The 24,795-nt window shown below is 66.3% G+C and carries 23 protein-coding genes and 1 pseudogene; 10 read left to right on the top strand and 14 right to left on the bottom strand.

Annotated features, from left to right (window positions below; genetic code table 11):
- Positions 1 to 19: 19 nt before the first annotated feature.
- Both IB255_RS19140 and IB255_RS19135 read left to right on the top strand, forming a co-directional pair.
- Positions 20 to 1,969 (top strand): PAS domain-containing sensor histidine kinase, encoded by a 1,950-nt coding sequence (locus IB255_RS19140; RefSeq protein ID WP_192210703.1) that lies wholly within the window; start codon positions 20 to 22, stop codon positions 1,967 to 1,969.
- A gap of 65 nt (positions 1,970 to 2,034) precedes the next feature.
- A complete protein-coding gene (locus IB255_RS19135; protein WP_167523184.1) occupies positions 2,035 to 2,175 on the top strand; it encodes a hypothetical protein in 141 nt (46 codons plus the stop codon).
- A 90-nt stretch (positions 2,176 to 2,265) separates the two neighbouring features.
- Here IB255_RS19135 and IB255_RS19130 read toward each other — a convergent pair whose 3' ends face one another.
- Both IB255_RS19130 and IB255_RS19125 read right to left on the bottom strand, forming a co-directional pair.
- On the bottom strand, positions 2,266 to 2,877 hold the full coding sequence (locus tag IB255_RS19130; RefSeq protein ID WP_192210702.1) for a Yip1 family protein: 612 nt from the start codon (positions 2,875 to 2,877) through the stop codon (positions 2,266 to 2,268).
- Between the two features lie 28 nt (positions 2,878 to 2,905).
- The gene (locus tag IB255_RS19125) at positions 2,906 to 3,265 is read right to left on the bottom strand and encodes a hypothetical protein (RefSeq protein ID WP_192210701.1); all 360 of its coding nucleotides are present in this window, start codon (positions 3,263 to 3,265) and stop codon (positions 2,906 to 2,908) included.
- A gap of 348 nt (positions 3,266 to 3,613) precedes the next feature.
- Between IB255_RS19125 and IB255_RS19120 the strand changes: the two genes are divergently transcribed.
- Positions 3,614 to 3,841 (top strand): hypothetical protein, encoded by a 228-nt coding sequence (locus IB255_RS19120; RefSeq protein WP_192210809.1) that lies wholly within the window; start codon positions 3,614 to 3,616, stop codon positions 3,839 to 3,841.
- Here IB255_RS19120 and IB255_RS19115 read toward each other — a convergent pair.
- Together IB255_RS19115 and IB255_RS19110 are read right to left on the bottom strand one after the other, a co-directional pair.
- A complete protein-coding gene (locus tag IB255_RS19115; RefSeq protein WP_192210700.1) occupies positions 3,822 to 5,393 on the bottom strand; it encodes a diguanylate cyclase in 1,572 nt (523 codons plus the stop codon). The genes IB255_RS19120 and IB255_RS19115 overlap by 20 nt on opposite strands.
- Before the next feature lie 257 nt (positions 5,394 to 5,650).
- Entirely contained in the window at positions 5,651 to 7,105 is a 1,455-nt protein-coding gene (locus tag IB255_RS19110; RefSeq protein WP_192210699.1) for a sodium:solute symporter family protein, read from the bottom strand.
- A gap of 383 nt (positions 7,106 to 7,488) precedes the next feature.
- Here IB255_RS19110 and IB255_RS19105 point away from each other — a divergent pair, with 383 nt between their 5' ends.
- The 3 genes from IB255_RS19105 (at position 7,489) to IB255_RS19095 (ending at position 9,706) form a co-directional block, all read left to right on the top strand.
- The gene (locus tag IB255_RS19105) at positions 7,489 to 8,082 is read left to right on the top strand and encodes a DedA family protein (protein ID WP_192210698.1); all 594 of its coding nucleotides are present in this window, start codon (positions 7,489 to 7,491) and stop codon (positions 8,080 to 8,082) included.
- Between the two features lie 82 nt (positions 8,083 to 8,164).
- Positions 8,165 to 9,046 carry a Dyp-type peroxidase gene (locus tag IB255_RS19100; RefSeq protein WP_151186996.1) on the top strand — a complete coding sequence of 294 codons (882 nt, stop codon included), beginning with the start codon at positions 8,165 to 8,167 and terminating at the stop codon, positions 9,044 to 9,046.
- A gap of 246 nt (positions 9,047 to 9,292) precedes the next feature.
- Entirely contained in the window at positions 9,293 to 9,706 is a 414-nt protein-coding gene (locus IB255_RS19095) for a cupin domain-containing protein (protein ID WP_192210697.1), read from the top strand.
- Between the two features lie 103 nt (positions 9,707 to 9,809).
- Here IB255_RS19095 and IB255_RS19090 read toward each other — a convergent pair whose 3' ends face one another.
- Positions 9,810 to 11,144 carry an MFS transporter gene (locus IB255_RS19090; protein WP_192210696.1) on the bottom strand — a complete coding sequence of 445 codons (1,335 nt, stop codon included), beginning with the start codon at positions 11,142 to 11,144 and terminating at the stop codon, positions 9,810 to 9,812.
- A 538-nt stretch (positions 11,145 to 11,682) separates the two neighbouring features.
- Here IB255_RS19090 and quiC point away from each other — a divergent pair.
- The gene (quiC, locus tag IB255_RS19085; RefSeq protein WP_192210695.1) at positions 11,683 to 13,593 is read left to right on the top strand and encodes a 3-dehydroshikimate dehydratase QuiC; all 1,911 of its coding nucleotides are present in this window, start codon (positions 11,683 to 11,685) and stop codon (positions 13,591 to 13,593) included.
- Positions 13,594 to 13,691: 98 nt separating this feature from the next.
- Positions 13,692 to 14,357: a TetR/AcrR family transcriptional regulator gene (locus IB255_RS19080; RefSeq protein ID WP_081519774.1), complete on the top strand. Its 666-nt coding sequence runs from the start codon at positions 13,692 to 13,694 to the stop codon at positions 14,355 to 14,357.
- 221 nt (positions 14,358 to 14,578) lie between these two features.
- Here IB255_RS19080 and IB255_RS19075 read toward each other — a convergent pair whose 3' ends face one another.
- From IB255_RS19075 to IB255_RS19050, 6 genes are all read right to left on the bottom strand, one after another.
- Positions 14,579 to 15,427, bottom strand: coding sequence for a shikimate dehydrogenase (locus IB255_RS19075; protein ID WP_151187000.1), 849 nt, complete (start codon positions 15,425 to 15,427; stop codon positions 14,579 to 14,581).
- 5 nt (positions 15,428 to 15,432) lie between these two features.
- Positions 15,433 to 15,873 (bottom strand): type II 3-dehydroquinate dehydratase, encoded by a 441-nt coding sequence (gene aroQ / locus IB255_RS19070; protein ID WP_192210694.1) that lies wholly within the window; start codon positions 15,871 to 15,873, stop codon positions 15,433 to 15,435.
- Between the two features lie 443 nt (positions 15,874 to 16,316).
- Positions 16,317 to 17,723, bottom strand: coding sequence for a dihydrolipoyl dehydrogenase (lpdA, locus tag IB255_RS19065; protein WP_192210693.1), 1,407 nt, complete (start codon positions 17,721 to 17,723; stop codon positions 16,317 to 16,319).
- Positions 17,724 to 17,737: 14 nt separating this feature from the next.
- Positions 17,738 to 19,021, bottom strand: coding sequence for a dihydrolipoamide acetyltransferase family protein (locus tag IB255_RS19060; protein WP_081519778.1), 1,284 nt, complete (start codon positions 19,019 to 19,021; stop codon positions 17,738 to 17,740).
- On the bottom strand, positions 19,022 to 20,074 hold the full coding sequence (locus tag IB255_RS19055; protein WP_081519779.1) for an alpha-ketoacid dehydrogenase subunit beta: 1,053 nt from the start codon (positions 20,072 to 20,074) through the stop codon (positions 19,022 to 19,024). It abuts the gene before it with no gap.
- Positions 20,071 to 21,303, bottom strand: coding sequence for a 3-methyl-2-oxobutanoate dehydrogenase (2-methylpropanoyl-transferring) subunit alpha (locus IB255_RS19050; RefSeq protein WP_192210692.1), 1,233 nt, complete (start codon positions 21,301 to 21,303; stop codon positions 20,071 to 20,073). Before IB255_RS19050 ends, IB255_RS19055 begins: the two co-directional genes overlap by 4 nt.
- Before the next feature lie 272 nt (positions 21,304 to 21,575).
- On the opposite strand from IB255_RS19050, the gene IB255_RS19045 reads away from it, so the two are divergent.
- Positions 21,576 to 22,037 (top strand): Lrp/AsnC family transcriptional regulator, encoded by a 462-nt coding sequence (locus IB255_RS19045; RefSeq protein ID WP_015477328.1) that lies wholly within the window; start codon positions 21,576 to 21,578, stop codon positions 22,035 to 22,037.
- A 145-nt stretch (positions 22,038 to 22,182) separates the two neighbouring features.
- Here IB255_RS19045 and IB255_RS19040 read toward each other — a convergent pair whose 3' ends face one another.
- The gene (locus tag IB255_RS19040) at positions 22,183 to 23,145 is read right to left on the bottom strand and encodes a GlxA family transcriptional regulator (protein WP_081519781.1); all 963 of its coding nucleotides are present in this window, start codon (positions 23,143 to 23,145) and stop codon (positions 22,183 to 22,185) included.
- Between the two features lie 260 nt (positions 23,146 to 23,405).
- Between IB255_RS19040 and IB255_RS19035 the strand changes: the two genes are divergently transcribed.
- Complete coding sequence (locus tag IB255_RS19035; RefSeq protein ID WP_081519782.1) at positions 23,406 to 23,648, top strand: DUF2790 domain-containing protein; 243 nt, start codon at positions 23,406 to 23,408, stop codon at positions 23,646 to 23,648.
- 1 nt (position 23,649) lies between these two features.
- Here the strand turns inward: IB255_RS19035 and IB255_RS31320 are convergent, their stop codons facing one another.
- Together IB255_RS31320 and IB255_RS31315 are read right to left on the bottom strand one after the other, a co-directional pair.
- Positions 23,650 to 24,378 carry a methyl-accepting chemotaxis protein gene (locus IB255_RS31320; protein WP_412548127.1) on the bottom strand — a complete coding sequence of 243 codons (729 nt, stop codon included), beginning with the start codon at positions 24,376 to 24,378 and terminating at the stop codon, positions 23,650 to 23,652.
- A gap of 129 nt (positions 24,379 to 24,507) precedes the next feature.
- Positions 24,508 to 24,672 (bottom strand): annotated as a pseudogene (locus IB255_RS31315) (HAMP domain-containing protein); the annotation flags it as partial.
- Positions 24,673 to 24,795: the final 123 nt, after the last annotated feature.

The raw sequence follows: 24,795 nt of genomic DNA, 5'->3' as shown, positions 1-24,795 counted from the left end.
AGCCAAGAGAGCAGACTTGATGCCCGATACGACCGCCAGCACCGCCCAGCTCGTCGAAGATGCGCGCTACCGCCTGCTGGTCGAGGCGGTGACCGACTATGCCATCTACATGCTCGACCCCGATGGCCGCGTCAGCAGCTGGAGCTCCGGGGCGCAGCGCCTGAAGGGCTACGCCGCCGATGAGATACTCGGCGAGCACTTCTCGCGTTTCTATACCCCCGCCGACCGCGAGGCCGGACTGCCGGAGCTGGCGCTGGGCGAGGCGGCGCGGGTCGGGCGCTTCGAGAGTGAGGGCTGGCGCCTGCACCGCGATGGCAGTTCGTTCTGGGCCCACGTGGTGATCGACGCCATCCGCGATGTTTCCGGGGAGCTGCTGGGCTTCGCCAAGATCACCCGCGACCGCACCGAGCAGCACGAGACCGAACAGGCCCTGCGCCGCAGCGAGCAGCATTTCCGCCTGCTGGTCAATGGCGTCACCGACTACGCGCTGTACATGCTTGACCCCGAGGGCAATGTCACCAGCTGGAACTCCGGCGCGGAGCGGATCAAGGGCTACCATCCCGAAGAAATCATCGGTCGTCGTTTCGAGTGTTTCTACTGCGACGAGGACCGCCAGGGAGGCGTTCCCGAGACCAGCCTGAGCACCGCGCTGGCCGAGGGGCGCTACGAGGAAGAGCGCCTGCAGATGCGCAAGGACGGCTCGCGGTTCTGGGCCAATATCGTCATTGACCCGGTATTCGACGACACCGGCAAACTGCTGGGTTTCGCCAAGATCACCCGCGACATCACCGACAAGCGCCGCGTCCAGGAAGAGCTGGAGCGCGCCCGCGACGAACTGATCCAGTCGCAGAAGATGGAGTCCCTCGGCCAGCTGACCGGCGGCGTCGCCCACGACTTCAATAACCTGCTGACAGTGATCCTTGGGGGGCTGCAGTTGCTCGAACGACAACTGCCCAGGGACAACGAGAAGGTCCAGAGCATCTGGCGCAACGCGCTGGAGGCGACCCGCCGCGGCGCCCAGCTGACCCAGCGGATGCTGGCCTTCGCGCGCAAGCAGCGGCTGTTCCCGCAACCGATCCAGCTGCCGGCACTGCTGCAGGACATGAGCGAGCTGCTGGTCAGCTCCCTGGGCCCGACCATCAGCCTGGAGATGCGCTTTCCGCTTCAGCTGGACTGCGTGATGAGCGACCAGAACCAGCTGGAGCTGGCGATCATCAACCTCGCCACCAACGCCCGCGACGCCATGCCTGGCGGCGGCAGCATCACCTTCTCGGCACGCAATGCCCAGGTCGGACCGCGCCAGAGCGGCAAGCTGGCGCCGGGGGACTACGTGTGCCTGGCCATGACCGACTCGGGGCTGGGCATGGACGAGGACACCCTGCGCCGCGCCGCCGAGCCATTCTTCACCACCAAGCCGACCGGCAAGGGCACGGGGCTGGGATTGTCCATCGTCCATGGACTGGCCCAGCAGCAGGGCGGCGCGCTGCTGTTGCGCAGTACGCCAGGGCAGGGCACCACCGCGGAAATCTGGTTGCCGGCGGTGAAGACAAAGGCAGAGCTGGTAGCAGAAAGCGCCGAACTGCCGCCCGATGCGATGGGCGAACCCCTGGAGCCGCTGGGCCTGCGGGTGCTGGTGGTGGACGATGACGCGCTGGTGCTGGCCGGCACCAGCGCGCTGCTGGCGGACCTGGGTTGCCAGGTCGCGCGAACCGATTCGGCGCGGGCGGCGCTGCAATGGCTGGAGCAGTCCGACTTCGACCTGATGATCACCGATTTCGCCATGCCGGACATGGACGGCATGCTGCTGATCCAGCAGGTGCGCCAGTCCTACCCCGCATTGACCTGTGTGCTGACCACCGGTTACGCGGGACGGCTGGATACTCTGGCCGACTCGGTGGTGCGTCTGCCCAAACCCTTCGACCGCGACCAGTTGCTGGCTTTGCTGCTGCAGGTGAAGCACGTCGGGTAGATAAACCGAACCTCAGCGGACAGGGCGCGCCCAATGGAGACTGCCCATGTCCCGGAGGACTCGCCATGTACGCTCATCCCCAGGCACAGCGACCGGACCCACAGGAAGCCCCGCCGGACCGCGAGAGCCAGATTCCCGAGGACTTTCCCGAGGAGCTGCCAATGCAGCAGCCCCCGGAGGAACCGGTGCCGCAGCCGGAACAATGAACGGCTACGCAGACTTTCCCGCTGCGCAGCAGTCTTCCATTGCCGCGATCGCGCGACGGGAAGGCTGCTGCAGGCCAAGGATCTCGGCGCTTACTCCTGCAGATATTCCCCAGCCCCCGTCATTGTCTGGCCCCACATTTCCAGGAAGCCGAACGCCGTGGTCAGCAGCGCCAGGAAGCCAAGGCCGAGGATGCAACCCGCATAGAACGCGGCGCTGCGCTGGGTCAGACGCATGTAGATCGGCAGGCCGATGAACAGCAGCCAGCCGGAATAGGCCGTGGCGGCCCCGGCGGCGAGGATCAGCAGCCAGCGCGAGGGCAGCAGCGCGGCGATACCCGCGAGCATCAGCGGCAGGGCGACGGCGGTGGAGAAGCCCATGCTGTGGTTGATGTTGGGCCGCACCTCGGTGCGGAACAGCACCCAGCGCGTGAGGTACGCGATGATCACTATCCCGGCCACCAGGCCAACGTAGCACCAGAAGCCGAGCAGCGCGCCACTGGCGGCGCTGAGGAACTGGGTTTCGCTGTTGCCCGGCAGGCGCCAGCCCACCTGGGTGGTGCCGATGAACAGGCACGCCGCCGGGATCAGCGGCAGCAGCAGCCAGAACGGCAGGTAGGCCGCCGGGTGCTGGTCGGTGCTGTCGCGCAGTTCGTGCCAGGCCTTCTCGGGGTGCACGAAGAAATGGGTCAGGGGAAAGGTCATGGCGTTCTCCTAAGCCTTGAAAGGGTTTTCAGTGCCGCCTGGACCGGTTGGCAGAGTGCAGGCCCTCGGCAACCTCGATTTCAATCAGCGAACCGGGGTCTTCATTACCCGGATCGTTGATCTGCGAACTGGCCAGCTCGAGATCGTCGATGGCCGGATCGAGGTCGCCCTGGGGCATCAGCCCCTCGCTGCGGTCACGGCGGTCGAGCAGTGGCAGCAACTGCTCCTGGAACTCCTGCTGCTGGGTTTCCGACAGTGCGGCAAACCCGTGGTTGAGGATGTAGCGGGCGAGGATTTCCTGGCGGCTGTCGGCTTCCAGCGCGCCATCTTCGAGCAGCCGGCGAAGGCCTTCCGAGCGTTCGACATCCTGATGATCATTCCAGCCCATCGTTTGCACCTCCCGGATCGGGTGAGCGTGAGTGGTCAAGCGTGTGTGGCTCGGCATGAGCACTGGCAGTGGGCGGCGTCTTTCGCGTCGCCTATGCGGATGACCTGTACCGGGCGCCCGGTGTTCGGTGCCAGGGACGAACGGTCCGCCGGCTGAGCCGCTGCAGGTACGACGCGTGCAGCGGAGAACCATCGCATTCCGGCATGGCCGGCATCGAGCTGAGGTATTGGCCGGGCGCGGCACGCGGCCCTTGGCCTCTCGTGCGTTTCCCCTGACAACGAGAACAGCAAGTGGACCTGGGTAAAATCCTGCGCCGTAGCGCGCTTTTACTGGCTTGGCCGCGAAGCCGTGGTCGACTCCCGCCAACGTATCACCTTCGCCGACCTCGAACGCCGCACCAGCCGCCTGGCCTCAGGGCTGCTGGCGCTGGCGCTGGGGCTGGAGCAGGGCGCCCGGGCGTCCATCTATATCGCCCCGGCCTGGGCGATGGCGGGCGGATTGCCGGACTGGCGCGCGCACTGGCATCACGCCTGGCATCACGCCTGGCGACACTGGCCTAGGTGTCGTCGCTGTTGACGACGCGGTTGCGGCCACTCTGCTTGGCGCTGTACAAGCGCTGGTCGGCGAGCTTGAGCACCGCTTCCGGGGTCACGGCCAGTGCGCCCAGGTCGGCGACGCCGATGGACAGCGTGACCAGCCCCACCTGCGGTATCTGCGTGAGCGCCACGGTCTCGCGGATGCGTTCGGCAATGCCGGTGGCGGTTTCCAGGGACGTCTGCGGCAGCAGCAGGACGAATTCCTCGCCACCGGCGCGGCAGGCCAGGTCGCCGGCGCGGGACGAGTCGCGCAGCACCGCCGCGATCCGCCGCAGGGCTTCGTCGCCGGCATCGTGGCCCCAGGTGTCGTTGACCCGCTTGAAGTGGTCGATATCCACCGCGAGTACCGAGTAGGCCACCCCGGATTGCTCCAGCGCATCCAGCGCTACACCCAGCGCGCGGCGGTTGGCCAGGCCGGTGAGGGCGTCGCTTTGCGCCTCCTGGCTCAGCTGGCCAAGCTTCTGCTGCATCAGACCGACACCGGTGAGCAGCGCCTTGCGGATCGCCGCCGCTTCGCGGTACCAGGTCTTGATGCCCTGTAGTTCGCGGGGCGTTTCCGGGTTCGACAACTGCTCGGCGCTCAGCGCCAGCTGGCGCAGCGGTCGGGTGATCAGCAGGGTGCCGACCCAGATCGCCAGCACGCCGAGCAGGCTCGCCGGGATCAGACCCAGCAGCATGTCCTTCATCAGCAGGTTCAGCGGCGACAGGCTGAGGTCGCGCGGCTGCTGGGCCACGACCGCCCAGTTGGCTTCCGGCACCTGGGCGTAACCAGCGAGCATGGGCACGCCCTGGTAGTTGAGTACCTCCATGGAGCCACTCTCGCCGCGCAGGGCGGCCTCGATGGTGCTGCTGTGATTCACCACCTCGCCGACGCGCTCGCGGACGGGGTGGTGCAGCAGCCGGTGGTTGGCGTCGGCAACGAAGGCGAAGGTGCCTTCCTGCTGGAAGTGGCTGCCGATGATGCTATGCAGCACGCTGGGCTTGAGGATGTACACCGAGCCACCGACCAGGCCCAGGTACTCGCCGCTCGGGCTGGTGATCGGCTGCGAGATCAGTACCACGAGGTTGCCGGCGATGGACTCGTAGGCCTGGCTGATCTTCGGCTGCTTCAGGCGCAGCGCTTCCTTTACGGCCTCCGAGCGCAGCGTGGTGCCGACGATCTGCAGCGAGTCGGGATAGGCCTGCAGGACCTTGCCACTGGCGTCGACGATGATGATGGAGTTGAAGAAGGCGTCCTGGGCCTGCAGGCGCATCGCCTCGGCGTGCAGTACCGGCGGTTCGTCGAAATGGTTGGCGAGTATCCCGGAGCTGTAGGCCAGGTTGCGCCGCGCGGAGCCGAGGAACTCGTGAATGCTCGACGCTACCTTGGCTGCGTAGGCGCGATTGGCCTCCAGCGTCGAGTGGATCAGCGCGCTGCGCTGCACGTTGTAGGCGACCACCAGGCTGTTGCCGAGGGTGGCCAGCGCGGCGAGCAGCACGAAGACCAGTATCAGCATCCGCAACGTCAGCGGTTTGCGGCTCCAGCGCTTCATGGGCTGGCCCGCCGGGTACTGCGTGATTGCGATGTCGAAGTCTGATCCATGTAAGCGCCGGTGCGGGTGAGGGACGTGCAGCCTACCCGCCGATCCTCGACGGGGCGAGGTTCAGGATAGGCAGGCTTGGGGCGTCCGTCACATCGCCGGCGGCGGGAGTTCGCCGACCAGCGCACGATGGCCTGCTCGTGGAGTGAGTCTGTCGCGCCCACAAAAAAGCCCCGCAAGGCGGGGCTTCTTCTTTGTCTATAGCGTGATCAGTTGGCGGCAGCAGCGGCGGCCATGTCCGACACGCTCTCGCCACGGTGCTGGCTGAACTGCGGAGCCAGGGAGCCGACGATCATGCCGATGGCGCTGCAGATCAGGCCCACCAGTTGCGGCGGCCAGAAGTCGCCTTCCTGGTAACCCAGTTCCAGCGACACCCAGCCGATCAGGCCGCAGGCGATGGCGGTCAGGGCGCCCTGGGTAGTGGCGCGCTTCCAGAACAGGCCGAAGAACAGCGGCACCACGGCGGCGACCAGGGTCACCTTGTAGGCGTTGCCGACCATCTCGTAGATGCTGGCGTTGGACAGCAGGGCGAACAGGCAGGTGGCGACGGTCATCGCCAGTACGCTGCAACGCATGGCCAGCAGGGCCTGGCGGTCGTTCATGTTGGGCAGGAAGTGCTTGACGATGTTCTCGGTCAAGGTCACCGACGGGGCCAGCAGGGCGCCCGAGGCGGAGGACATGATGGCCGAGAGCAGGGCGCCGAAGAACATGATCTGGGCGAACAGCGGGGTACGCTCGAGGATCAGGTGCGGCAGGATCTGCTGGGAGTCTTCGGCCAGCCAGTGCTTGACCATCTCCGGCTCGATCATCGAGGCGGCATAGATCAGGAAGATCGGCAGCATGCAGAAGACCAGGTAGCAGCAGGCGCCGGTCATGGTGGCGCGCTGGGCGATCTTCTCGGTCTTGGCCGACATCACGCGGGCATACACGTCCTGCTGCGGGATGGAGCCGAACATCATGGTTACCGCGGCGCCGAGGAAGGCGACGATGTCCTTGGCCGAGGTGCCGTGCAGGAAGGTGAACTTGCCTTCGCTGGCGGCGTGGCTGATCACGTTGACCGGGCCGCCGGCCATGTCACCGATGAGCCACACCAGGTAGAACAGGCCGCAGACGATGATGATCATCTGCAGGAAGTCGGTCAGCGCCACCGACCACATGCCGCCGAACAGGGTGTGCAGCAGGACGATGATGGTGCCGATGATCATGCCCTGGGTGGTGGTCAGGCCACCGTCGGAGAGCACGCTGAAGACCACGCCCAGCGCGGTGATCTGCGCGGCGACCCAGCCCATGTAGGAAATGATGATTACCAGGCTGGTGAAGATTTCCACGTGCTGGCCGAAGCGCTTGCGGAAGAAGTCACCGATGGTGAGCAGGTTCAGGCGGTACAGCGGGCGGGCGAAGACGACGCCGACCAGCATCAGGCAGCCGAAGGAGCCGAAGGGGTCTTCGATGATCCCGGCGAAGCCTTCTTCGAGGAAGGTGGCGGGAATGCCCAGCACGGCTTCGGAGCCGAACCAGGTGGCGAACACCATGGTCACGACGAGGGGGAAGGACATGCTCCGGCCAGCGGCGGCATAGTCCGAGGAGTTGTGCACGCGGGTGGTGGCGTAGAAACCGACAGCTACGGTGATCACCAGATACACCGCTACAAACCAGATCAGCATTTGTTCGTTCCGTTGGCTCGCCGGGAACCGTACTGCCGAGACGAAGCTCGGGCAGGTGGGCCACGACTGACAAAGTTGTTTTTGTTGGGTTGCGCGGCCGAGGTCATCCGGTGCACCAGGCAGTGGGAGCCGGAAAAACGTAACCAGTTGCGACAACGGGCCGCAGTCTGCCAAATCCGTCAAATATGTCAAACACTTGAATTGCTCATGAGCGAAAAAAATTACATCTCAAGACGAATGGCGTAGTTAAAGGATTGATTTGATTGGGTGCTAACGATCCTGACTGACCAGTTAGTCGTTTATTTTTTACATCCGATGTTCGATAAGCAGAACATTCGCCAAGCCGCTAGGCTCTTGGCACGGCACGTATTCAAAGGACCTTCATGTTCGAGCATCTCGACCTCGCCCAACTGCTTTCCAGCTACGGCTATCCGGTGCTTTTCCTGGGTTGCCTGCTGGAGGGGGAATCGATGCTTTTGCTCGCGGGCATCGCTGCGCACCAGGGGCTGCTTGGCTTCACGCCGGTGGTGTTGTGGGCGACGCTGGCCGGCACCCTGGGCGATCAGTTGCTGTTCTGGGGCGGTCGCCGCGCAGGTGACCGCGCCGTGCCCTGGCTGCAGCGGCGCGGGCTGGCCGTCGAACGGGTCACCGGGTTGATCGAGCGTTATCCGCACCTGTCGATCTTCGCGGTGCGCTTTCTCTACGGCATGCGCCTTGCCGGGCCGCTGTTGATCGGCGCCAGCCGGGTAGGGTGGCTGCGTTTCCTGCTGATCAACCTGCTCGGCGCCTTCTGCTGGGCGCTGCTGTTCGCCAGCGCCGGGTATTGGGCCGGGGAACTGCTGGAGCAATGGCTGGGCAACCTGCGGCCTTACCGCCTGCCGGTGTTCGTCGCGGTGCTGCTGGTGTTCGGCGGCCTGGCGTTGTGGCGCTACGGGCGGCATCGGCACAAGCGCAAGCAGGGCACATCCGCGAACTGATCGCCAAGTCCTTGATACAGAGCGGTTTGGATTCGCGCGCGGCGCGATTAGAATCGCCGCTCTTTCGTTCAAGGACGCTGTCATGAGCCTTTACCAGCCCGGCATTCTCGCCACCCCGGTTCCCGCCCACGCCCGCCACCTGTTCTTCGATCTGAAGTCGCTGCAGGATCTGCCCGCCGCGCTGGATCGCCTGATGCAGTTCGCCGATGGCGAGCGCGCGGTGGTCGGCTTCGGTGAGTCGCTGGTGCGTGCGCTGGGCCGCCGCATCGACGGGCTGCGGGAGTTCCCGGCGATCTCCGGCGTGGGCGTCGACAACCCGTCAACCCCGCATGCCCTGTGGGTCTGGCTACGTGGTGAAGAGCGTGGCGAACTGCTTCTGCGCACCCAGGAAGTCCAGTCCCTGCTGGCGCCGGCGCTGGAGCTGGGCAGTCTGACCGAGGCCTTCCGCCATGGCAGCGGCCACGACCTGACCGGCTACGAGGACGGCACCGAAAATCCGCAGGACGACGATGCCATCGCCGCCGCCATCGTTGAAGGCGCTGCGGGCCTCGCCGGCGGCAGCTTCGCCGCGATCCAGCAATGGCGCCACCAGCTTCAGGACTTCGCCGCGCTGCCGCAGCACGAGCGCGACGACATCATGGGTCGCCGCCTGAGCGACAACGAGGAACTGGACGACGCGCCGGAATCCGCCCACGTCAAGCGCACCGCCCAGGAGAGCTTCGAGCCGGAAGCTTTCATCGTGCGCCGCTCCATGCCCTGGACCCAGGGTCAGGACGCCGGGCTGATGTTCCTGGCCTTCGGCTGCACCCTGGATGCCTTCGAAGTGCAACTGCGGCGCATGAGCGGGCTGGAAGACGGTATCACCGACGCGCTGTACCGCTTCAGCCGGCCGCTCACCGGCGGCTACTACTGGTGCCCGCCGCGCAAGGATGGGCTGCTCGACCTGAGTGCGCTGCTGGGCTGATTCTGCCGCCGCGCAGCCAAAGCCCCGCCGTAGTGCGGGGCTTTTTTGTGGCCGCTGCGCGGCCAGATCGCGGGCATGGCCCGATCCTGCAGGGCGCGCGTGCTGTTGCAGGAGCGGGCCATGCCCGCGAACCCGTTGTGGTACTGAACCACCAATGGCACCCCGATCTTCTCCCAAATTGGCTGTTGGCCCTCGCCGGCGGCGGGCGTAGCGTGGACTCATCTTCCCGCTGCCGAGAATGCCGCCATGCCTGCCACCACTTCCCTGAAATGCCTCCTTGCCGGCCTCGGCCTGGCCCTGGGCCTGCCGCTCTTCGCCCACGATGCCACCCAGGAAAAGATCGAGGTCCAGCAGGAGCACAAGCTCCCCGACGCGGCGGGCAAGAAGGGGCTGATGATCACGGTCTCCTATGCGCCCGGGCAGTCTTCCGGGGCCCATGTGCACAGCGGCTCGGTGTTCGCCTACGTGCTCGAAGGCGCGGTGATCTCCCAGCTGGAGGGGCAGAAACCGGTGACCTACCAGGCTGGCCAGTCCTGGTACGAGGCGCCGAACACGCCGCACCTGGTCTCGCGCAACGCCAGCAACGAGAAGCCGGCCAAACTGCTGGTGTGGATGCTGCTGGACGAGAAGGCCCCGGTGCTGACACCGCTGAAGCAGTGAGCGCAAAACGCAGAACCCCGCCGATTGGCGGGGTTCTTCGTTACAACACCGGCTCGTAGGGCGCATAACGCGCCAGCGTTATCCGCCCTGCGCAGGTTGAGGGTCAGGTCGCAGCGCCGGGCACCTTGCGCGGGGCCATGAAGAACATCCAGGCCAGGGCCAGGAAGTACATGGTCGGGATGATGGTGAAGAGGATCGCGTAGTTGTTGTGGGTCGCGGTGAGGATGTAGCCGACGATCTGGGTCATGAACATGCCGCCAATCGCCGCGAACATGCCGCCAAAGCCGAATACCGTGCTCATCAGGTGCTTGGGCGTGTAGTCCATCACCAGGCTCCAGATGTTCGCCGTCCAGGCCTGGTGCGCGCCGACGCCCAGGGCGATGGCGGCCACCGCGACCCACAGGCCGCTGGCCTTGGCGGCGAAGATCACGCCGATGATGGCGCAGGCGCAGATGAACATCAACAGCAGGCGCGCATGGATGGAGTTCATGCCACGACCGATCAGCCAGGAAGAGAGGATGCCGCCACCGATGCTGCCGAAGTCAGCGGTCAGCCAGATCAGCATCAGCGGGATGCCCATCTGGGTGACGCTGATGCCCAGGCCGTACTGCTGGTTGAGGAACGGCGGCAGCCAGTAGAGGTAGAACCAGAACACCGGCGCGGTCAGCGAGTAGGCCAGGGCAAAGGCCCAGGTGCCACGCATGCGCAGGATGGCGGAGAAGGGCACGCGCTCGGCTGGCGGCTCGTCGGCTTCCTGGATGTAGTCCAGCTCGCTCTGCTTCACCGTCGGGTGTTCTTCGGGGTTGAAGTACTTCAGGCTCCACAGCACCACCCAGACGAAGCCCAGTGCGCTCATGCACAGGAACGCCGCCTGCCAGCCCCAGGCCGCGAGGATCAGCGGCAGCAGCGCGGGGGTGACCATGGCGCCGACATTGGTGCCGGCGTTGAAGATGCCGGTGGCCATGGCCCGCTCGCCGGCGGGGAACCACAGGCGCGTGGTCTTCACGCAGGCGGGGTAATTGGCCGCCTCGGTCAGGCCGAGGATGAAGCGGCAGACCATGAAGCCGGCCGCCGAGCTGGCCAGGCCGTGGGCGCCGGTGGCGAAGCTCCACAGCAGCACGGCGAAGAAGAACGCGCGTTTCACGCCGATGCGGTCGATCAGCCGGCCCTGCAGCACGAAGCCGATGGCGTAGCCGACCTGGAACCAGAAGTTGATGTTGGCGTAGTCCATGGCCGTCCAGGCCATTTTCTCGGCGAGCACCGGCTGCATCACGCCCAGCGCGGCGCGGTCGATGTAGTTCAGGGTGGTGGCGAAGAACACCAGGGCGAGCATGCCCCAGCGCACCTTGCCGACGGCCATGGCGCCACGCACCTTGCCGAAGAAGGAGGAACCGTGCGGGGCGACCGCAGCAAGGGGAGCGGATTGCGTATGGATCATGATCGGGGCCATCCGTAATCGGGCTGACGCGCAGCCTCGGGAATTATTGTCGTGCCGCAGGCGTCCCGCGTGCTCCACCGTTGATCGGCGTGGGCATCAGGAAAGACGTGCGGTGGCTGGCGAAAATCAGTGCGCGCGGTGGCGCCCGAGCAGACAGCACAGGCCTGGCATCAGGCGGGCCAGGACGGTTTGCGGATGGGGGATGGAGGCGGCGAGGCGAGGGTGGGGGATGTACATGAGCATTTACCCGTTCTTGAAATTGTTATGGATGACACGCAGGCCATCTCGCAGCGGCTGGAATGCGTTCCCGGGTTAAGGCAGTGCCGGGGAGCAGCCGGATTGCGTCGACGTGGCTAAATCTTGAGCAGCGGCCGGAACAGCGTCAATTCGATAAACGGCCTTTGGTTCGGTAATCGAACACAAAACTAACCAGTTAGTACACTTTAAATTGCCGGCAACCCGGACCGCCAGAATAATCAGACTCAGCCGGAGACCGATTCCAACAAGCCCCTCAGCACATCCGGCAGGAGTCAAAGAAATGCAACGTTCGATCGCCACCGTTTCCTTGAGCGGAACCCTGCCGGACAAACTCGAAGCCATCGCCGCCGCCGGTTTTGATGGCGTGGAGATCTTCGAGAACGATCTCCTGTATTACGGCGGCAGCCCGCGCGACGTGCGCCGGGTCTGCGCCGATCTGGGGCTGGCGATCACCCTGTTCCAGCCGTTCCGCGACTTCGAGGGCTGCCGCCGCGACAGGCTGCCGCGCAACCTCGACCGCCTGGAGCGCAAGTTCGACCTGATGCAGGAACTGGGCACCGACCTGGTGCTGATGTGCAGCAACGTTGCCGCCGACTCCCTGGGCGAGCGCGAGTTCCTCCTCGAAGACCTCGGCCTGGCCGCCGAGCGGGCCGGCGCCCGTGGCCTGCGCGTGGGCTACGAAGCCCTGGCCTGGGGCCGCCATGTGAACACCTGGCAGCAGGTCTGGGACCTGGTGCGCGAAGTGAATCACCCGGCGCTGGGCGTGATCCTCGACAGCTTCCACACCCTCTCGCTGAAGGGTGACCCGGCGGGCATCGCGCAGATTCCGGGGGAGAAGATCTTCTTCGTGCAGATGGCCGACGCGCCGGTCCTGGCCATGGACGTGCTGGAGTGGAGCCGGCACTTCCGCAACTTCCCCGGCCAGGGCGAGTTCGACCTGGCGGGCTTCCTCGCGCCGATCCTCAAGAGTGGCTATCGCGGCCCGCTGTCGCTGGAAATCTTCAACGACGGCTTCCGCGCCGCGCCGCCGCGCGCCAATGCCGCGGACGGACTGCGCTCGCTGCTCTATCTCGAAGAGAAGACCCGCGCGCGACTGGAGAGCGAGGGTGCGCCGAAGGAGCAGCTCGACTGCCTGTTCGCGCCGCCGCCGGCCAGTCAGCTGGATGGCGTGGAGTTCCTCGAGTTCGCCGTCGACGAAGCCCTCGGCGCGCGCCTGGGCAACTGGCTTGAGCGCCTGGGTTTCGCCCGCGCAGGCGAGCACCGCTCCAAGGCGGTGAGCCTGCTGCGCCAGGGCGATATCAATATCGTGCTCAATGCCGAGCCCTATTCCTTCGGGCACAGCTTCTTCGAGGCCCACGGCCCGTCGCTGTGTGCCACCGCCTTGCGCGTGCGTGACGCCGCCAGTGCACTGGAGCGTGCACAGGACTACAAGGGTCAGCCGTATCGCGGGCTGGTCGGGCCCAATGAGCGCGAGATTCCCGCCGTGCGCGCACCGGACGGCAGCCTGATCTATCTGGTCGAAGAACGCGCCGCCGGACAGACCATCTATGACATCGACTTCCGCCTCGATCCTGACGCCCAGCCCAGCGGCAAGCTGCAGCGCATCGATCATATGGCCATGGCGTTGCCGGCGGACGGGCTGGACAGCTGGGTGTTGTTCTACAAGGGCCTGTTCGACTTCGAGGCCGACGACGAAGTGGTGCTGCCCGACCCCTACGGCCTGGTCAAGAGCCGCGCCCTGCGCAGCGCCAACGGCAGTGTGCGGTTGCCGCTGAACATCTCGGAGAACCGCAACACGGCGATCTCCCATGCGCTGTCCAGTTATCGCGGCTCCGGCGTCCATCACATCGCCTTCGCCTGCGAAGACATCTTCGCCGAGGTGGCTCGGGCGAAGGACGCCGGAGTACCTCTGCTGGAAATCCCGCTCAACTACTACGACGATCTTGCCGCGCGCTTCGACTTCGACGACGAGTTCCTCAGCGAGCTGGCCTACTTCAACGTCCTCTACGACCGCGACGCCAGCGGCGGCGAGCTGTTCCACGTGTACACCGAACCCTTCGAGGAGCGCTTCTTCTTCGAGATCATCCAGCGTCGCGGCGGCTATGCCGGCTATGGCGCGGCCAACGTCGCCGTGCGCCTGGCGGCCATGGCCCAGGCGCGCAACGGCACCACGCGCCGCTCCAAGGTCTGAGCCGCCGCGCTTTGCCTGAAGGGTGCGGGGGCGCGCATAATCCGCGCACCCCTTCACCACAGCAGGCGCCCCTGGCGCCTGCCTGACGATGCAGAGCCATGACCGACAGCGCCACCCAGCCGATTCCCGCCGAAACCGCCCGCCGGGGTCGCAAGAACAACCCGGAGAAGACCCGCGAGGACATCCTCCAGGCTGCCATCGTCGAGTTCGTCCAGCAGGGGCTCTCCGGCGCGCGGGTGGATGCCATCGCCGAGCGCATGAACACCTCGAAGCGGATGATCTATTACTACTTCGGCAGCAAGGAGCAGCTCTACCAGGCGGTGCTGGAGAAGCTCTACGGTGACATCCGCGGTACCGAGCAGTCGCTGCACCTGGCCGAGCTGGAACCGTTGGAGGCCATGCGCCGGCTGGTCGATTTCACCTTCGACCACCATGACCGCAACGTCGATTTCGTGCGTATCGTCAGCATCGAGAACATCCACTACGGCCAGTTCGCCTCCGGCTCCGAGGCGATCCGCTCGATGAACAGCAACATCCTGCGCACCATCGAGGACATCCTCCAGCGCGGCGCGGCCAGTGGTGCATTCCGCGCCGGCCTGCAGGCCATCGACGTGCACATGCTGATCAGTGGGTTCTGTTTCTATCGGGTGTCCAACCGCCATACGGTGGGGTCGCTGTTCCAGGTCGAGCTGGAAGACCCGGCGATCAAGGCGCGGCACAAGGACATGATCATCGAGGCGGTGTTGCGCTACGTGCGGCCCTAGGCAGGGCTGAAACTGTAAGAGCGGGCCATGCCCGCGACTGCATCCGGCGCGTGGCGATTCACCCGGTGACTTTGTGCCAATCCAGCGCCGGCCCTGCCGGCGGATCGCGGGCATGGCCCGCTCCTACAGGTTGGGGCACTGCCCATTATTGCCGGCGTACACCTGCGTAGGATGGCGTGGAGCGAAGCGATACCCATCGCGGGTACCGCGCCATGGCCCGATTACATCGCGCTGAAATGCGCCAGCATCCGCTCGCTGTCCGCTTCGACGCCACTGAACAGCTCGAACGCCTTCACTGCCTGGAACACCGCCATGTTGCCGCCATCCAGCGTGCGGCAGCCGAGGCTGCGGGCATGCCGGAGCAGCTCGGTCTCCAGCGGGAAGTAGATGATCTCCGCCACCCACAGGCCCGCGTGCAGCAGCTCCAGCGGCAGCGGCGCGCCGGGCAGCTTGGCCATGCCCACCGGCGTGGTGTTGACCAGCCCGTCCGCCTCGCTGACGGCGCCGGCCAGGTCGTGACCGACCCGCGCGCGCTGGCCGCCGAAATGGGCGTTGAGATTGTCCACCAGCGCCTGGGCGCGGGCCGAATCCACTTCGAAGATCGTCAGTTGCTGCACGCCTTCGCTGAGCAGTGCATGGGCCACTGCAGCGCCTGCGCCGCCAGCGCCCAGTTGCACCACGCGTTCGCGCGGTGCGTCGCTGAGGTTGCGCCGGAAACCTTCGGCAAAGCCCAGGCAATCGGTGTTGTGACCGATGCGCCTGCCATCGCGGAGCACCACGGTATTCACCGCGCCGATGCCGCGCGCCTCGTCGGACAGCTCGTGTAGCAGCGGGATCACTGCCTGCTTGCAGGGGAAGGTGATGTTCAGCCCGGTGTAGCCCATGCGCTCGGCGGCGGCGAGCAGGTCGGGCAGGGCGCCGGCATCGACGCCGAGAGCGTCCAGGTCGATCAGCCGGTAGAGGTAGCGCAGTCCCTGCGCGTCGCCCTCGCGCTCGTGCAGGGCGGGGGTGCGCGATGCCTGGATGCCGGCGCCGATCAGGCCGGCCAGCACGGTACGGTATTCGGTCATGGCGCTCACCCCTTCAGCAACTTGGCGAAGTGCTGGATGCCGGCGCGGTAGCCGTCGCTGCCCAGGCCAGCGATGACGCCCACGGCGATGGCGGAGACGAACGAGTGATGGCGGAACTCCTCGCGCTTGTGCACGTTGGACAGGTGCACTTCGATCACCGGCAGCTCCACGGCGGCGAGCGCATCGCGGATGGCTACCGAAGTGTGTGTCCAGGCGGCGGGGTTGATCAGGATTCCGGCGCAGCGGCCGCGCGCCTGGTGGATCCAGTCGATCAGCTGGCCTTCGTGGTTGGTCTGGCGGAACTCGATTTCCAGGCCGTGCTCGGCGCCGGTGCGCTGGCAGAGGGCAGCGATGTCGTCGAGGGTCTCGTGGCCGTAGGTGGCGGGCTCGCGGGTGCCGAGCAGGTTCAGGTTCGGCCCGTTGAGCACGAGCAGGGTATGGGGCATGAGGGTGGCTCCGTTGTTTTTGTATGGCCGAGTGGGGAATGGCCTGTAGGAGCAAAATGTACCAAATAGTTAATTTGGTCAATGTGGCGATAGAGTGGTGGGTTTTGTAGCGATCTGACGGGTTGAAGCCGTTTAATTGGCCTCAATGGCGTCGATCTCTCGTGAGATGCGCATGAGTGGCGGCGGAAGCAGAACGACAATCCGTGCGGTGATCGACCACGGAGCGTAGGGGCGGACGTTGTCCGCCGTTCGCGGGCATGGCCCGTTCCTGCATGAGCGTTCGACGTAGGGCGCATAACGCGCAGCGTTATCCGCCGCCTGGTCAACGGCGGATATGCCGTTCCGGGTTATGCGCCCTACGAAAGAAAAGCCCTCCCGGCAAAAAAAGACCCGCCAATCGGCGGGTCGGAGGGGGAAGCCTGGAGAATTGGAGAGCGGCGGCTTCAGACGTGCAAGGCATGCCCCAGCGCGCGCAGCGCTGCTTCCTGCACCGCTTCGCCGAGGGTCGGGTGGGCGTGGATGGTGCCGGCGATGTCTTCCAGGCAGGCGGCCATTTCCAGCGACTGCACGAAGGCCGTGGACAGCTCCGAGACCGCCTTGCCCACGGCCTGCCAGCCGAGGATCAGGTGGTTGTCTTTGCGGGCCACGACGCGGACGAAGCCGTCGCTGGATTCCAGGGTCATGGCGCGGCCGTTGGCGGCGAACGGGAAGCTCGCGGTCAACACCTCATAGCCGGCGGCCTGGGCCTGTTCCGGCGACAGCCCGACCACCACCACTTCCGGGTCGGTGAAGCACACCGCCGGGATCGCCGTGGGGGTGAAGGCGCGGCGCTTGCCGGCGATGATTTCCGCGACCATTTCGCCCTGGGCCATGGCGCGGTGCGCCAGCATGGGCTCGCCGGCGATGTCGCCGATGGCCCAGACATCGCGCATGGAGGTGCGGCACTGCTCGTCGATCTGCACGGCGCGGCCGTTCATGTCCAGGCGCAAGGTGTCGAGGTTCCAGCCGGCGGTGTTGGGGTGGCGGCCGACGGCGACCAGCACCTGGTCGGTCTCGATCACCCGCTGGGAACCGGCGCCGTCCTGCACGCGCAGGCCTTTACCATCCGGCTCCAGACCCATCACGCTGTGGCCCAGGTACAGCTCGATGCCCAGCTTGCGCAGGGAATGGGTCACCGGCTTGGTCAGTTCCTCGTCATAGGTTGGCAGGATGCGCGGCTGCGCTTCCACCACCGTGACTTCCACGCCGAGCTTGCGGTACGCGATGCCCAGTTCCAGGCCGATATAGCCGCCGCCCACCACCGCCAGGCGCTTGGGCAGTGTCTTCGGCGCCAGTGCTTCGGTGGAGGAGATGACATTGCCACCCACCGGCAGGAAGGGCAGTTCCACGGATTTCGAACCGGCCGCCAGCAGCAGGTGCTCGGTGTGGATGTGCTGGGTGCCGCCTTCGGCAAGGTCGACCTCGACGGTCTTGCCGTCGACGATCTTCGCCCAGCCGCTGACCACGGTGACGCCGTGCTTCTTCAGCAGCGCGGCGACGCCGGTGGTCAGGCGGTCGACGATGCCGTCCTTCCATTCCACGGTGCGCTGGATATCGATGCTCGGCGCCTGCACGCTGATGCCCAGCGGCGACTTGCCGGCGAACTCGCGGGCCTTGAGGTACTCCTCGGCGGCGTGGATCAGCGCCTTGGACGGGATGCAGCCGATGTTCAGGCAGGTGCCGCCCAGGGCGGCGCCTTCCACCAGCACGGTGCGGATGCCCAGCTGGCCGGCGCGGATCGCCGCGACGTAGCCGCCGGGGCCGCCACCGATCACCAGCAGGGTGGTTTCGAGAGTCTGGTTCTGTTTCATGTCAGCGGCTTCCGTCAATCGATGAACAGGGTGGCGGGATGTTCGAGCAGGGCGCGTACGGCCTGGATGAAGGCCGCCGCGTCCATGCCGTCGACCACCCGGTGATCGAAGGACGAGGACAGGTTCATCATCTTGCGCACGACCACCTGACCGTTGACCACCATGGGCCGCTCGACCATGCGGTTGACGCCGACGATGGCCACTTCCGGGTAGTTGATCACCGGCGTGCTGACGATGCCGCCCAGGGCGCCGAGGCTGCTCAGGGTGATGGTCGAACCGGAGAGCTCCTCGCGGCTGGCCTTGCCATGGCGCGCGGCTTCGGCGAGGCGCGCCACTTCCGCCGCATTGCCCCACAGATCGCGGGATTCGGAGTTGCGCAGCACCGGCACCATCAGCCCGTTGTCGCTCTGGGTCGCGACGCCCAGATGCACCGCGCCGTAGCGGGTGATCACATCGGCTTCGTCGTCATAGCGCGCATTGAGCTGCGGGAAGTCGCGCAGGGCGACGACCATGGCGCGGGCAATGAACGGCAGCAGGGTCAGTTTGCCGCGTGCCGCCGCGTGCTTGGCATTGAGGTGCACGCGCAACGCTTCGAGGTCAGTGACGTCGATTTCCTCGACGTAGCTGAAGTGCGGGATGCGCCGCTTGGCCTCGGCCATCTTCTGCGCGATCTTGCGGCGCAGGCCGATCACCGGGATCTGGTGTTCGTCATGGCGCGCGGCGTAGCCGGAAGCGATGGTCGCGCCGCCGTGTTCCAGGAAATGCTCCAGGTCTTCGCGCAGGATGCGCCCGGCCGGGCCGCTGCCCTGGACGAACTGCAGTTCCACGCCCAGATCGCGGGCACGCTGGCGCACCGCCGGCGAGGCCAGCGGCTTCTCCCCCGGCGCGCGGCGCGGCGCCGGCGACGGAGCAGGGCGCGCGGCCGGGGCGACAGGCTTGCTCTCGACGCGCGGTGCCGGCTTGGGTGCCTCGGCGGCGGGAGCCGGCTTGGCTTCCGGCTTGGCCGGCGCTTCTTCGTGGGCCTTGGGTTGTGCGGCTTCACGGTGGTTGCCGTGGCCTTCCACTTCCAGACGGATCAGCTCGCCGCCCACGGCCATCACCTGGCCAGGCACGCCGCCCAGGGCGATGATCTTGCCGGCCACCGGCGAGGGGATTTCCACGGTGGCCTTGTCGGTCATGACTTCCGCCAGCAACTGGTCCTCGTGGACCTCGTCGCCGACCTGGACATGCCACTCCACCAGCTCGACCTCGGCGATACCTTCGCCGATGTCCGGCATCTTGATGACGTGAGTGCCCATTCAGACCTCCATGGCGCGCTTGAAGGCCGCGCCGACGCGCGCGGGCCCCGGGAAGTAGTCCCATTCCTGGGCGTGCGGGTAGGGAGTGTCCCAGCCGGTCACGCGCGCAATGGGGGCTTCGAGGTGGTGGAAGCAGTTTTCCTGGACCAGCGACATCAACTCGGCGCCGTAACCGCAGGTGCGGGTGGCCTCGTGAACGATGACGCAGCGGCCGGTCTTCTTCACCGACTCGACGATGGTGTCCAGGTCCAGCGGCCAGAGGCTGCGCAGGTCGATGATCTCGGCATCGATGCCGGTTTCCTCGGCGGCGGTCTGGGCCACGTAGACGGTGGTGCCGTAGGTCAGCACGGTCAGTTCGGAGCCGGGGCGGGCGATGGCCGCCTTGTCCAGCGGCACGCTGTAGTAACCCTCCGGCACCTGGCTGGCCGGGTGCTTGGACCAGGGCGTCACCGGGCGGTCGTGGTGGCCGTCGAACGGGCCGTTATACAGGCGCTTGGGTTCGAGGAAGATCACCGGGTCGTCGTTCTCGATGCAGGCGATCAGCAGGCCCTTGGCGTCGTATGGGTTGGACGGCATGACGGTGCGCAGGCCGCAGACCTGGGTGAACATCGCCTCCGGGCTCTGGCTGTGGGTCTGCCCGCCGTAGATGCCGCCGCCGCAGGGCATGCGCACGACCATGGGTACGGTGAAGTCGTTGACCGAGCGGTAGCGGATGCGCGCGGCTTCCGAGACCAGCTGGTCGGTGGCCGGGTAGACATAGTCGGCGAACTGGATTTCCACCACCGGGCGCAGGCCGTAGGCGCCCATGCCGACGGCGGCGCCGATGATGCCGCTCTCGGAGATCGGCGCGTCGAACACCCGCGAGGTGCCGTACTTCTTCTGCAGGCCTTCGGTGCAACGGAACACGCCGCCGAAGTAGCCGACGTCCTGGCCGAACACCACGACGTTGTCGTCGCGTTCGAGCATCACGTCCATGGCCGAGCGCAGCGCCTGGATCATGGTCATGCTGGTGACCGCCTGGGCGTTCTCGTGTTGCTGGTTCATGGCATTCATACCCCGAGCTCCTGGCGCTGCCGGCGCAGGTGTTCCGGCAGGTCCTTGTAGACGTCGTCGAACAGGTTGGCGGCGCTGAACACATGGCCGTCCACCAGCGAGCCGTGGCGTTCGGCTTCCTTCTGCGCGGCGATCACTTCGGCTTCCAGTTCCTTCTTCAGCGCTTCCTGCTGCTCCTCGGACCAGATGCCGAGGCCGATCAGGTGCTGCTTGAGGCGGGCGATGGGATCGCCCAGCGGGAAGTTGGTCCAGTCGTCGGCGGGGCGGTACTTGGATGGATCGTCCGACGTGGAGTGCGGGCCCGCGCGATAAGTGACCCACTCGATCAGGCTCGGGCCATGGCCACGGCGGGCGCGCTCGGCGGCCCATTGCGAGGCGGCGTAGACGGCGAGGAAGTCGTTGCCGTCCACCCGCAGTGAGGCGATGCCGCAGCCCACGCCACGGTTGGCGAAGGTGGTGCCTTCACCGCCGGCGATGGCCTGGAAGGTGGAGATCGCCCACTGGTTGTTGACCACGTTGAGGATCACCGGCGCGCGGTAGACGTGGGCGAAGGTGAGGGCGGTGTGGAAGTCGGATTCGGCGGTGGCGCCGTCGCCGATCCAGGCGGACGAGATCTTGGTGTCGCCCTTGATCGCCGAGGCCATGCCCCAGCCGACGGCCTGGATGAACTGGGTGGCGAGGTTGCCGGAGATGGAGAAGAAGCCCTTCTCGCGGCTGGAGTACATGATCGGCAGCTGGCGGCCCTTGAGCGGGTCCTGCTCGTTGGAGAGCAGCTGGCAGATCATGTCCTTGAGCGGGTAGTCGCGGGTGATCAGGATGCCTTGCTGACGGTAGGTCGGGAAGGTCATGTCACCGTCGCGCAGGGCCATGGTGTGGGCGGTGGCGATAGCCTCTTCACCCAGGCACTGCATGTAGAAGGACATCTTCTTCTGGCGCTGGGCGGTGAGCATGCGCGCGTCGAAGATGCGCGTCTTGAGCATCAGGCGCATGCCGCGCAGCAGTTGCTCGTGGCTCAGGTCCGGAGCCCAGGGGCCGACGGCGTTGCCGCTCTCGTCGAGCACGCGCACCAGGCTGAAGGCCAGGTCGGTGGTCTGCGCGGGTTCCACGTCGATGTCGGGCTTGCGCACCTCGCCGGCGGGCGACAGGTGCAGGTAGGCGAAGTCGGTCTTGCAGCCCGGGCGTCCGGTGGGCTCGGGGACGTGCAGGCGGAGCGGAGCGTAGTCGGTCATGGTCGGTCTCCAGTTGTGATCGTGGGTGTGGATCAGCAGACGGAAGAGGCCATGCCTGGCGGGCGCACCCGGCCGGGTAGGGCTACGGTGCGGGTGCCGCGCGGGGTCGCGTGGCGGGGGGTGACATCACTCATGGTGAGGTCCTCGGTTGTTGTAGTTGTGGTTTCAGTATAGGTGTGACCGGTTGGTTTTTTGCTCCAAATTGACTAGCTATAAGCTTCGGGATTAGTGTGTTTGAACTATAAAAACAACGCTCCGTAGTACGAGGGAAAATGGCTGATCTTGACCGCACCGACCTGAAAATCCTCCGCGCCCTGGCCGACGATGGCCGCCTGTCCTGGCGCGATCTGGCGCAGAACATCGGCCTGTCGCTGACCCCGACCCTGCGCCGGGTGCGCCGCCTGGAGGAAGAGCAGTACATCCAGGGTTATTTCGCGCGCCTCGACGAGGAGCGCCTGTCCGGCGGCATGAGCGTGTTCGTCTCGGTGTCCCTGGAAAAACAGACCGGCGACTACCTCGCCCGGTTCGAAGAACGCATCGTCCAGGCGCCGCAGGTGATGAGCTGCTTCCAGATGACCGGCGACGCCGACTACATGCTGCGGGTGGTGGTTAAGGACCTGTCGGCGTACCAGCTGTTCCTCACCAATACGCTGACGCAGATTCCCGGCGTGGCGGGGATCAAGTCGGCCTTCGCGCTAAAGTCGGTGATGTTGCGCTCGGCGCCGCCGATCTGAGCCCGCGCAGGAGCTATCAGTGAGCGCATGGGTAGGATGGGTGGAGCGCAGCGATACCCATGCTGATCGTGCGTCGAATTGATGGGTATTGCTGGGCTCCACGCCATCCTACGACGAGGCACGCCGGACACTTTGGCGTGGAGGATCAACCCTCGCGGCGGAACTGCTCGCGATACTGCGTTGGCGTGACGCCCAGGCGCTGGGCGAACACCAGGCGCATGCGCGCCGCGCTGCCGAAGCCGCAGCGCCAGGCGATCACTTTCAGCGCCAGATCGCTGCCTTCCAGCAACCCGCGAGCGGCGTCGATGCGGGCCCGCTGGACGAACTCGGCCGGTGTCACGCCCGCCTCGCGGACGAACACGCGGGCGAAGCTGCGCGGGCTCATCGCCACTTCGGCGGCCAGTTGCGGCACACCCAGCGGCTGGTCGAGGTTCTCCTGCACATAGCGCTGGATGCGCGCCACCGGTGAGCCTTCATCGGCCGACGCCTGCAGGAAGGGGCTGAATTGCGACTGCCCGCCCTGACGCTGCGCCACCACCAGCAGCCGCTTGGCCACCGACAGCGCCACCGCCGCGCCATGGTCCTCGGCGACCAGGGCCAGTGCCAGGTCGATACCGGCAGTCACGCCGGCCGAGGTCAGCAGTGCGCCATCGCGCACATGAATCCGGTCCGGCTCCACCAGCGCCCGTGGGAACAACTCGGCCAGCCGTCGTGCATCGCTCCAGTGGGTCGTCACGCGCTTGCCGTCCAGCAACCCGGCATGGCCGAGCAGGAAGGCGCCGGTGCAGATCGAGCCGTAGCGCGGCGCCAGGGCGCAGGCCGCACGCAGCCAGTCGAGCAGCTCGGGCGCGGGCGATTCTTCCGGCAATTGCGGACCGCCTGGCACCAGCAGGATGTCGGCGGCGCCGTGACCTTGATCGAGACTGAAGTCGGCACCCAGCAGTTGGCCGTTGGAAGCGCGCAAAGGGAAGGGCGGAGCGGCGAGGGTCAGCACCTGGTAGCCCTGGCCGGCAGGGACGAAGGCATTGGCCTCGGCGAACACGTCCAGCGGGCCGGAAACATCCAGCGCCTGCACGCCGGGGAACAGCAGCATGGCCACGCGCCTCATGGCGCCTCCCGATCCGATCAATGGCGTTCATTCTTGCGGGAGAACGCGCTGGCCGCAAACGCTTCGAGGGTTCGAATGCTGCCAATCAGCCAACAGCAAGCGTGACAATCACACGGCAGGTCAGCTCGGGAGTCGCCATTGTTGTGCTATCTGCAGAAATTCATTGTCGAAGTCGCGCTGTGTCCCGAGCGCCCGCTCGGCTAGATTTATGGCTGTGGGCCACGATCGACGCGACCCGCGTGATCCCTGAGGTTCCTGCCATGAAATCCACCCTTAGCGCACTCTTCGCCATCCCCGCCTTGCTGCTGTCCTTCAGCGCTTTCGCCGACGATGCTGCCGTGTACCACTACGGCATGCCGCTCGACGTGGCCAAGGTACTGAGCATCTCGCAACCCAACGAACGCTGCGAAGTCAGCCAGGCCACCATGGTCTACCTGGACTCCAAGGGCGAGCAGCACACCGTCAAGTACCTGCGCCAGACCCCGATGTGCAGCAAGGTCTGACTCAGGCGCGGAACTGCTCCACCAGTCCCTGCTGCCGGCTGGCCAGGTCGTTCAGTGAACGACTGGCGCTGGCGGCTTGCTGCGCGTGATCGGAAATGGTCTGGGTGACGTCGCGGATGCCGGCGATGTTGCGGTTGATCTCCTCGGCGACGCTGCTCTGTTCCTCCGCCGCGCTGGCGATCTGCAGATTCATTTCGCTGATCAGATTCACCGCCTCGCCGATCCGGCGCAGGGCGTCGATGGCCTGGCGCGCCTGATCGACGTTGCCCTGCGCCTGGGCAAAGCTGCCATGCATCGCGCTGGTCACTGACAGGCCGCGCGCCTGCAGGTTCTCGATCACTTCGCGAATCTCTTCCACCGATTCCTGGGTGCGCCGGGCCAGCCCGCGTACTTCGTCCGCGACCACGGCAAAACCGCGCCCGGCGTCGCCCGCGCGCGCCGCTTCGATGGCGGCGTTGAGGGCGAGCAGGTTGGTCTGCGCGGCGATGCCGCAGATGACTTCGAGGATCGAACCGATCTGCTCGTTGCTCGCCGCCAGCTGCTGCAACTCGGCCATCGCCTGGTTCATCCCGGCGGCCAGCAGGTCGATACCGCTGTTGGTGGCGTCCAGGGTGCGGAAGCCATCGTCGCAGGCCTGCTCCGCGGTGCGCGCGGCTTCGGCAGCGCGGGCGGCGCTCCGGGCGGAATCCTGGGCGGTGGCGGACATTTCCTGGAGCGCCGTGGCGACCATGTCGATCTCGCGGAACTGTTGCTGCATGCCGTCGCTGGTCTGCCGGGCGATCTGCGCCGAGCGGTCGGCGGTGGAGTGCGCCTCGCGGGTCGCCGACTGCACGGCGGCGATGCTCGGCTGCAACTTGTCGAGGAAGCGGTTGAAGGCGGTGGCCAGCCGGCCCAGTTCGTCGCGGCGCGGGTAATCGAGGCGGCGGGTGAGGTCGCCTTCGCCGTCGGCGATATCTTCCAGCATCCGCGCCAGGCGCAGGATCGGCCGGCTGATGCCGAGCGCGGTGAGCGCCACCAGCAGCATGCCGAGCAGCCCGGCGGCGATGCCTACGCCGGTTTCCAGCGCGGTGCTTTTCCAGCGCAAGTCATCCAGCGTGCCCTTGAGGCGTTCCGCTGGGGCGAGCATTACCGCGCGCGGCACGCTGAG

The organism is Pseudomonas sp. PDM22, from assembly GCF_014851965.1.
Lineage (GTDB): Bacteria > Pseudomonadota > Gammaproteobacteria > Pseudomonadales > Pseudomonadaceae > Pseudomonas.
Note: the sequence above shows the minus strand (reverse complement) of the source record. Positions and strands in the feature narration are given on the sequence as shown.

What these genes read in the sequence shown, in the direction of transcription:
- IB255_RS19140 (WP_192210703.1), top strand. Translation starts at nt 20, where the DNA reads ATGCCCGATACGACCGCCAGCACCGCCCAGCTCGTCGAAGATGCGCGC.
- IB255_RS19135 (WP_167523184.1), top strand. Translation starts at nt 2,035, where the DNA reads ATGTACGCTCATCCCCAGGCACAGCGACCGGACCCACAGGAAGCCCCG.
- IB255_RS19130 (WP_192210702.1), bottom strand. Translation starts at nt 2,877, where the DNA reads ATGACCTTTCCCCTGACCCATTTCTTCGTGCACCCCGAGAAGGCCTGG.
- IB255_RS19125 (WP_192210701.1), bottom strand. Translation starts at nt 3,265, where the DNA reads ATGGGCTGGAATGATCATCAGGATGTCGAACGCTCGGAAGGCCTTCGC.
- IB255_RS19115 (WP_192210700.1), bottom strand. Translation starts at nt 5,393, where the DNA reads ATGAAGCGCTGGAGCCGCAAACCGCTGACGTTGCGGATGCTGATACTG.
- IB255_RS19110 (WP_192210699.1), bottom strand. Translation starts at nt 7,105, where the DNA reads ATGCTGATCTGGTTTGTAGCGGTGTATCTGGTGATCACCGTAGCTGTC.
- IB255_RS19105 (WP_192210698.1), top strand. Translation starts at nt 7,489, where the DNA reads ATGTTCGAGCATCTCGACCTCGCCCAACTGCTTTCCAGCTACGGCTAT.
- IB255_RS19100 (WP_151186996.1), top strand. Translation starts at nt 8,165, where the DNA reads ATGAGCCTTTACCAGCCCGGCATTCTCGCCACCCCGGTTCCCGCCCAC.
- IB255_RS19095 (WP_192210697.1), top strand. Translation starts at nt 9,293, where the DNA reads ATGCCTGCCACCACTTCCCTGAAATGCCTCCTTGCCGGCCTCGGCCTG.
- IB255_RS19090 (WP_192210696.1), bottom strand. Translation starts at nt 11,144, where the DNA reads ATGATCCATACGCAATCCGCTCCCCTTGCTGCGGTCGCCCCGCACGGT.
- quiC (WP_192210695.1), top strand. Translation starts at nt 11,683, where the DNA reads ATGCAACGTTCGATCGCCACCGTTTCCTTGAGCGGAACCCTGCCGGAC.
- IB255_RS19080 (WP_081519774.1), top strand. Translation starts at nt 13,692, where the DNA reads ATGACCGACAGCGCCACCCAGCCGATTCCCGCCGAAACCGCCCGCCGG.
- IB255_RS19075 (WP_151187000.1), bottom strand. Translation starts at nt 15,427, where the DNA reads ATGACCGAATACCGTACCGTGCTGGCCGGCCTGATCGGCGCCGGCATC.
- aroQ (WP_192210694.1), bottom strand. Translation starts at nt 15,873, where the DNA reads ATGCCCCATACCCTGCTCGTGCTCAACGGGCCGAACCTGAACCTGCTC.
- lpdA (WP_192210693.1), bottom strand. Translation starts at nt 17,723, where the DNA reads ATGAAACAGAACCAGACTCTCGAAACCACCCTGCTGGTGATCGGTGGC.
- IB255_RS19060 (WP_081519778.1), bottom strand. Translation starts at nt 19,021, where the DNA reads ATGGGCACTCACGTCATCAAGATGCCGGACATCGGCGAAGGTATCGCC.
- IB255_RS19055 (WP_081519779.1), bottom strand. Translation starts at nt 20,074, where the DNA reads ATGAATGCCATGAACCAGCAACACGAGAACGCCCAGGCGGTCACCAGC.
- IB255_RS19050 (WP_192210692.1), bottom strand. Translation starts at nt 21,303, where the DNA reads ATGACCGACTACGCTCCGCTCCGCCTGCACGTCCCCGAGCCCACCGGA.
- IB255_RS19045 (WP_015477328.1), top strand. Translation starts at nt 21,576, where the DNA reads ATGGCTGATCTTGACCGCACCGACCTGAAAATCCTCCGCGCCCTGGCC.
- IB255_RS19040 (WP_081519781.1), bottom strand. Translation starts at nt 23,145, where the DNA reads ATGAGGCGCGTGGCCATGCTGCTGTTCCCCGGCGTGCAGGCGCTGGAT.
- IB255_RS19035 (WP_081519782.1), top strand. Translation starts at nt 23,406, where the DNA reads ATGAAATCCACCCTTAGCGCACTCTTCGCCATCCCCGCCTTGCTGCTG.
- IB255_RS31320 (WP_412548127.1), bottom strand. Translation starts at nt 24,378, where the DNA reads ATGGTCGCCACGGCGCTCCAGGAAATGTCCGCCACCGCCCAGGATTCC.